This window comes from Lentilactobacillus dabitei (genome assembly GCF_019061365.1).
GTDB classification, from domain to species: Bacteria; Bacillota; Bacilli; order Lactobacillales; family Lactobacillaceae; genus Lentilactobacillus; species Lentilactobacillus dabitei.
In genome coordinates this window covers 1-7611 of sequence record NZ_JAHPPD010000110.1, presented here as the reverse complement: position 1 = coordinate 7611, position 7611 = coordinate 1, and the positions used below count along the sequence as shown (strand labels likewise).

Below are 7611 nucleotides of genomic sequence, written 5' to 3'. Positions count from 1 at the left end.
GGCATTCGATTGTGTTATCTGAAGAATAACATGCTCGAATGCCTTTTTGAATACGTCCAATTATTTAGTGCTTACGTTTGACATTTAAAATGGAACGGCTGAGAGTTTTCCCAATTTGGATTGGGTTTGGCAGCCAATGTCCCCAGATCCCGTAGTTTGATTCTTGATGTGTGGACCAATGAGGGATGGTTTAAAATGGCAGCGATCGCTACAACCAGCGGTTCATGTTTAAACGTATCTACCTTAATCAGTCGGATAATTTGATCAGACTGGCCATATGATTTGATTGTGGCAATCTTTTCCCGTCGATGCCAAATGGTATAACTTTGTTTCTCTTGATTGCCAATAACCAGCCAATTGAGGCCATTGATAAAAATAGTTGTGTAATGCATCGAAATGTTGATGACGGAACTGCCAACAAACTGGTGGAGAAAGAAAATGTCAAATTTCGGCGTCCTCCCCATCGATTGTTGGCGTATTTTTGCTAGGATGTCACCCGTTATCGAGTAAACAGAAAAAGTGTCAGAAACTAAGCCCCATTTCCCGACAATGAGATATTTTGTGTCTTTATATTCATCGATTACCCGACTGGATCTGGTATGGTCCAATTCGGATAAATTTAGTTGAATTATTCGGCTCATAGACGCATTTCCTTTTCGTTTAATATTATCATTTTAACACATGCGTTGGAGAGAAAAGTATTTTTGTGCCAGTAGCTGGTGGTATCAACTCAACTTTTAGCAAAACGCTGATTCCGATCACCGGTCACAAATCTAATAGTTGGTTCTTTACTGACACTCTAATCCTCAAACCTCCTGTCTCACTCTCGTTATTTAAAAATGAATATGGTAAAATCGATTGTGAGGTGTTGCAAATGAAACAGTTTATTGACAATGACTGGTGGGATGTTTTGGAACCAGAATTTGAGAAAACGTACTACCAGCAATTAAGAAAATTTTTAATTTCAGAGTACCAAACCCAGTATATTCATCCAGATATGGATAATATTTTTGAAGCATTTAAGCTCACGCCATTTAACAAAGTGAAAGTGGTGATTTTGGGGCAGGACCCATATCACGAACCTCATCAGGCTCAAGGGCTCAGCTTTTCCGTAATGCCGGGTGTCAGAATTCCCCCTTCACTTCAAAATATTTACAAAGAATTACAGTCCGACTTGGGCATCAAACCTGTTCAGCATGGCTCCCTGGTGAGTTGGGCTAAGCAAGGGGTTTTGTTACTCAACTCAGTTTTGACTGTCCGAAACGGCCAAGCATTCTCGCATAAGGGCAAAGGTTGGGAGCAGCTCACTGATGCAGCCATAAAAAAATTATCTGCCAGAGAAAAACCGGTCGTCTTTATTTTATGGGGGCGGGCAGCCAGAGATAAGATTGCGTTGATTGATACCGACACAAATATCGTGATTCAGTCGGCCCATCCAAGTCCACTTTCGGCAAATCGCGGATTTTTCGGATCCAAACCATTTTCAAAGACCAACGAGGCGCTAGTCGCTATGGGAGAAGAGCCAATTGACTGGCAATTACCAGAAAAAGTGAGTCAATCATCTTAAATCAAAATCACTCATTAATTGGAGGATATAATCGTGGAATTATTTGAAAGTCTTAAACAGAAGATCAACCGGAAAAATATTAGCATTGTGTTTCCAGAGGGCAACGATGCCAGAATTCTTGGGGCAGTCAGTCGCCTTTCCGAGGAAAAAGTACTCAAACCAATTGTACTTGGCAATCCAGATGAAGTTCACAAATTGGCTGCAGATTCAGCAATTGATTTGGGTGATGTTGAAATTATCGATTATCAGAATTTGCCTCAAGTACAGATTGATGAAATGGCCGCTGCAATTGTTGATCGCCGAAAGGGTAAGACTGATGATGCCAAGGCACATGATTGGCTAAAGGATCCAAACTATTTTGGGACAACTTTAGTTTACATGAATAAGGTAGACGGAATGGTATCTGGTGCCATCCATGCAACCAGTGACACGGTTCGCCCAGCTTTACAAATCATCAAAACAAAGCCCGGTGTCAGCTTAATCAGTGGTTCGTTCCTCTTACAAAAAGGGGATCAACGCTTCTTGTTCGCTGATTCGGGTATTAACATTAATCCGAATGCGGAACAACTTGCAGAAATTGCAGTTGTCAGTGCAGATTTTGCCAAAGCGTTTGATATCGATCCCAAAGTTGCCATGTTAAGCTTCTCAACCAAGGGATCCGCTAAGGGCGAGATGGTTGAAAAAGTTCAGCAAGCCACTCAGATGGCCCAAGAAAAAGCGCCTAACGTCCCAATTGATGGTGAATTTCAATTTGATGCCGCATTTGTGCCATCGGTTGCTGCCAAAAAAGCACCAGATTCTAAAGTTGCTGGCCATGCTAACGTCTTCATCTTCCCAGACCTGAATTCTGGCAATATCAGTTATAAGATTGCGGAACGACTTGGCGGGTTTGAAGCGATGGGACCTTTGCTTCAAGGCCTGAATAAGCCGGTTTCGGATCTATCTCGTGGTAGTAGCGAAGATGAGGTTTATAAAGTAGCGATTATTACTGCTGTTCAAGCTTTACAGTAAGGCGATTTCTTTTTGATGAGGTGATTGGTTGAAAAATACAGTAACGGTCAATTCAGCTGAGCAGACGATGCAAATTGGTGAAAAGTTGGCGCAATTTCTCCAGCCTCAAGATTTGATTTTACTTGATGGTGATCTAGGAGCCGGTAAAACGACCTTTACCAAGGGATTGGCTAAAGGACTTGGGATTAAGCGTCCGATTAAGAGTCCGACATTTACAATCATTCGGGAGTATCAAGACGGTCGTATTCCCCTGTACCATATGGATGTCTATCGCTTAGAAGAAGGCGGTGGGGATGATCTGGGTCTTGAAGAATACTTTAATGGTGATGGTGTGAATGTCGTAGAATGGTCCAAGTTCGTGGCTGATGAATTGCCATCAAAATATTTGCGGATCATTTTCCATCGGGATGATGCCCAGGGTGATAATGTTCGGACCCTTACGTTTGAAGCCCAGGGTGATCGGTTTAGCAAAATGATCACTGAGGTGTTAGGAGAGTCTAATGAGTGATGAGGTGAATTTTAGGCTGGCTGAACCAGTAGATGCTCAAGCAATTTTGGCGTTGCTAGTTCGGCTGCAGCGGGAATCCGATACATTTCTTGTGGACTCAGACCTAAGCGAGCTCACCGCGGAGATGGAAGCCGACCAAATTCGGTTAATCAACCAGTCGCACACGAATCTCATGGCAATTGCCTTAAATGGAACCCAACCGATTGGTATTGTCACGGTGGATGGAATTGACCAGGATAGTGGCGAACTAGGCGTTGCGGTCTTGAAACACTTTCAGGGTTACACGATCGGGACTAACTTAGTTGAGCTTGCGATTGAGTGGGCTGTCGATTACAGTATGCTGTCCCATTTGGAATTAACGGTATTTGCCAACAACGCACTGGCAGTTCATATTTATGAAAAGTTGGGATTTAAGCGGGCAAGTACCTTCTCTAAACATGATCAAGAAGCTTATAAAATGATTTTAAATATCCCAGAAAAATAAAGTGACCTCAGAATACATCTGAAATCACTTTTTTATTTGGACTAAATCGCTTTGACAAATTGTCGTAAAGCATTACTCCCAAACTGATGCTGTTCAGTTAACAAAATATTAGCGCAAGCAACACTATCATCTAACGCATTGTGATGATGGTGCAAGTCAATATTGAGATTGTCACACAACGTGTTTAGCTTATGGTTAACAAAATTTGGATAAAACTGTTTAGAAGTCCGCAATGTATCCAACGTGAGATAGTGAGGCGGTTGTAATTCATAACGCTCCAGAGTGCGTTTTAAGACACTATTATCAAACGATGCGTTATGGGCAACCACCAACTTGTTCGCTTCAAATAATGGTGCAATGTGTTCCCAAAGTTCTGGGAAAGTTGGCGACATTGCGACATCTGACTCGTGAATGCCATGAACGTTGATGTTTCGCCAACTAAAATCTGTTTCTGGATTGATCAACGAATAAAATTCATGAGCAATTTGATTGTTTCTAACAATGACCAGCGCCAAAGAACAGGCACTTGCCCGTTTGGCGTTTGCGGTTTCGAAGTCCATTGCGACAAAGTTCATCTTTTTCACCTCATTAATAGTATTATTGTACAAATATCTTCTCAAAAATACAAACAAACGATCGCGAAAGTTCTTTGGCTAACATTGAAAACTTCAATCGTGGTAAAATTAATGTATACGTTTTGGAAACAGAGGAAAAACTGATGACTATTTATGAAAACTTAAAACAACAACATCCAGATATCAAAGTTTTATTAAATGAACCATTGTCCCACTTTACGCACACGCTCACTGGCGGTCCTGCTGATGCATTGGCATTACCGACCTCAGTTGCTCAATGCCAAACCTTGCTTGCATATGCCAATGAGAATCAAATCCCAGTCACGGTTGTCGGCAATGCCAGCAACTTGATTGTTCGAGATGGCGGTATTCGGGGCTTGACGATGATCTTAACTGAAATTAATAAAATTACCAGTCATGAGAATATGATTGTTGCCGATGCTGGGGCTTCGTTAATTAACGTCACCAAGGCGGCCCAACATCATTCTTTAACGGGCATTGAGTTTGCTGCTGGAATTCCGGGTAGTGTCGGCGGGGCGATTTTTATGAACGCCGGTGCTTATGGTGGTGATATTGATGATGTCGTGGTTGGTGCGGAAGTTTTATCTCCTGACAATCAAGTCCTTCACTTGACTCACAAGCAATTGGATTTTGGCTATAGACACTGCAGTGTTCAAGATAACGATCAAATTGTCCTGTCAGCGACATTTTCACTTCGAGCCGGGATTGCCGAAAAAATTCAAAAGGAAATGGATCGACTTAATCAATTACGGGCATCCAAGCAGCCGCTAGAACTACCGTCATGTGGGAGCGTGTTTAAACGACCAAAGGGCTACTTTGCTGGCAAGTTGATTCATGATTCAGGCTTGCAGGGATTCCAAATTGGTGGCGCCCAAGTTTCCACCAAGCATGCCGGCTTCATTGTGAACGTGGATCATGCGACCGCGACTGATTATTTAAATGTGATCAAGCATGTTCAAGCAACTGTATTTGAGAAGTTTGGGGTTCATTTGGAAACTGAAGTCCGAATTATTGGTGAACAACCCACAACGAAATAGGAGTTGGTAATTAGTGCATATTCTCGAAGCTGTTATCTTATTAATGGCCTTAGTGATTTTTTCCAATGTGGTTGATCATTTTGTTCCTGCTGTGCCGGTTAGTCTGATTCAGGTTCTGATTGGTCTGGCGGTTGCAATATTTACGAAAATTTCTATTCCGCTTGAAACAGATTGGTTTCTTCTGCTATTCATTGCACCACTTCTGTTCAATGATGGGCGGCGATTTCCCAAACAAGAGCTGTGGAAGCTGCGAGGGCCCATTTTGGCTAATGCAATTGCATTGGTCTTTTTGACAACGATTGTTGGTGGCTTGTTATTTCATGTGTTAATTCCAACCATGCCTTTATCGGTCAGTTTCGCGCTTGCAGCCATTCTGTCGCCAACCGATCCAGTTGCGGTTCAGTCCATTTCCAAGCGAGCAAAGTTGCCTGAGGGCATTTTGCATATTGTCAGTGGTGAAAGCTTGATCAACGATGCCAGTGGGCTGATTGCGTTTAAATATGCCGTTGCAGCAACGGTTACTGGGGTGTTCTCCCTTAAGGCGGCTGCCATCGACTTTGTTTACATAAGTATCATGGGGTTTGTCAGTGGAATTGTCATTATTGCAATTATTTTACTCATTGAAAACTGGCTGTACCGCCAAGGAATCAATGACGTCATTTTTAGCACTGTCCTGCAAGTGACAACGCCATTTGTCGTTTATTTATTAACCGAGGAATTTTTACATGCTTCCGGGGTGATTGCTGTGGTTGCGGCAGGGATCGTTTTTCACTTTTACGGGACTGCCCCGGATCGAAGTCAACCAGAGCTCAAGTTGGTTAGTGAACGAACTTGGGACATTATTATCTATACCTTAAATGGAATTGTGTTTTTGATTTTAGGGATTGAGCTGCCAATTGCGACAAGCAATGTGATTCAAAATGATAAGATCAATACATTTGCCGCAGTGGGGATTTCGTTCGTTGCCTGGCTGATTTTATTGGTGATCAGAGTCGTGTGGATTTATGTTTATCAATTGGCAAGTACGATTCGATCTCGAAAAGTGAAGTTCGTGAAAACCAAAGAAATGCCAACTTTTAAGGCAGCTTTACTGGCAGGCCTTTCTGGTGTTCGGGGGGCTGTAACAATGGCCGGAGTTTTATCGATCCCAATGGTTGTTGCAAACGGGGATGGATTTCCGGCCCGTTCACTGGCTTTGTTTGTGGCAGCGGGGGTCATCATTATCAGTCTGGTAGTGGCAACAGTGATGTTACCGTTGATTTCAGAAGATAAAGCGCCGCTATTAACCCGAGCAAACGCTGCTAATGATCCGAATGAGCTAACGGAATCCGATAGCGACCCTGACGAACATTATATTTCTGAGGATCAGGCGAGAGTTTATATCATGAAGCTGGCTGTTCAGCGAATTGAAGAAGAACGACGTCCTAGTAATCAAAAGGAAGCTTATGACTTGATTTTGGATTATCAATTCCTGATTCGTAGATTAGAACTGAAATTACAGAACAAACAGGAAATGGACTCGATCATTTCCGATGAATTGGCACTTAGACGGGTTGCATTAAGAGGTGAGCGAGCGACAATTCAACGAATATATAAGGACAAAGAGATTTCTAAGGAAACCTTCCTGATTTCCAATGCCCGACTGCAGCGGCTTGAGAACCGGATGATTCATTCGATTGGTCGAAAAATCAAATTGGGTCATGGCACATCACAGCAATTTATGAGACTGCGCAACAAAATTTCGTTAATGTTAATTCAACGTCATAGTCATCACGATATTTCCGATGAATTAGCACTCGTTCAACGAGAGCAGGCCAAAGGTGCCATTAAAGAATTATCAAGTTATTTTGCCCGTGACGATATTGATAATAACAGGTTTGACGGCCAATCCGTTTACCATCTGATTATTCATTATCGTAATCAGATTGAATTGGCTAAGGAACATTCCAAAAAACAAATTCAAGATCATACACTGCAATATCAGCATTTGCGAATTAAAGCGCTAGCAGCCGAAAGAGAGGGTGTCCAAATTCTGCTGGAACAGGGGAATATTGATTGGGCCATGGCCGCTCGGCTGCGACAATACATTAATTATTCGGAAACGGTGTTGATAATGGATTATCAGAATGATGAGTAGCAGTCCATGAAAAATGCTGCAAGATGATCAGGAACGATAATGATTTTGCCCATTCAAACCATGCTCTAGGATCTTCCAACCCATGGAATTAATGAAGATCATCAAAACAAGCCTACTCGGTTTTCATGGCTCTTCGTCAACTGTTGTTGGTGAAACTAAATTCGAGTTCTAATCACTTTGTGATTAGGGATCTTTTTGTTTTGACCTTGAAAACGTATAGTACTCGCGTTCTAAATCTCCAGAAACTGCGATAGCCAAAGCTAGCTCGTTT

The 7611-nt window shown here is 42.3% G+C and carries 8 protein-coding genes; 6 read left to right on the top strand and 2 right to left on the bottom strand.

The window, feature by feature from the left end; all coding sequences use genetic code 11:
• Positions 1–71: 71 nt before the first annotated feature.
• Positions 72–641 carry an LURP-one-related/scramblase family protein gene (locus tag KTE19_RS12280; RefSeq protein WP_217342397.1) on the bottom strand — a complete coding sequence of 190 codons (570 nt, stop codon included), beginning with the start codon at positions 639–641 and terminating at the stop codon, positions 72–74.
• 233 nt (positions 642–874) lie between these two features.
• Between KTE19_RS12280 and KTE19_RS12275 the strand changes: the two genes are divergently transcribed.
• Genes KTE19_RS12275 through KTE19_RS12260 form a run of 4 tightly spaced genes read left to right on the top strand, consistent with a single transcriptional unit; the run spans position 875 to position 3570 of the window.
• Positions 875–1567: a uracil-DNA glycosylase gene (locus KTE19_RS12275; RefSeq protein ID WP_217163149.1), complete on the top strand. Its 693-nt coding sequence runs from the start codon at positions 875–877 to the stop codon at positions 1565–1567.
• A 33-nt stretch (positions 1568–1600) separates the two neighbouring features.
• Positions 1601–2578 (top strand): phosphate acetyltransferase, encoded by a 978-nt coding sequence (gene pta / locus KTE19_RS12270; protein ID WP_217163151.1) that lies wholly within the window; start codon positions 1601–1603, stop codon positions 2576–2578.
• Positions 2579–2606: 28 nt separating this feature from the next.
• Positions 2607–3086 carry a tRNA (adenosine(37)-N6)-threonylcarbamoyltransferase complex ATPase subunit type 1 TsaE gene (gene tsaE / locus KTE19_RS12265; RefSeq protein WP_217163157.1) on the top strand — a complete coding sequence of 160 codons (480 nt, stop codon included), beginning with the start codon at positions 2607–2609 and terminating at the stop codon, positions 3084–3086.
• Positions 3079–3570: a GNAT family N-acetyltransferase gene (locus tag KTE19_RS12260; RefSeq protein ID WP_217342396.1), complete on the top strand. Its 492-nt coding sequence runs from the start codon at positions 3079–3081 to the stop codon at positions 3568–3570. Before tsaE ends, KTE19_RS12260 begins: the two co-directional genes overlap by 8 nt.
• A 41-nt stretch (positions 3571–3611) precedes the next feature.
• Here the strand turns inward: KTE19_RS12260 and KTE19_RS12255 are convergent, their stop codons facing one another.
• Positions 3612–4163 carry a 3'-5' exonuclease gene (locus KTE19_RS12255; protein ID WP_263862398.1) on the bottom strand — a complete coding sequence of 184 codons (552 nt, stop codon included), beginning with the start codon at positions 4161–4163 and terminating at the stop codon, positions 3612–3614.
• A gap of 125 nt (positions 4164–4288) precedes the next feature.
• Between KTE19_RS12255 and murB the strand changes: the two genes are divergently transcribed.
• Both murB and KTE19_RS12245 read left to right on the top strand, forming a co-directional pair.
• A complete protein-coding gene (murB, locus tag KTE19_RS12250) occupies positions 4289–5203 on the top strand; it encodes a UDP-N-acetylmuramate dehydrogenase (RefSeq protein WP_217163162.1) in 915 nt (304 codons plus the stop codon).
• 13 nt (positions 5204–5216) lie between these two features.
• Entirely contained in the window at positions 5217–7340 is a 2124-nt protein-coding gene (locus KTE19_RS12245; RefSeq protein WP_217342395.1) for a Na+/H+ antiporter, read from the top strand.
• Positions 7341–7611: the final 271 nt, after the last annotated feature.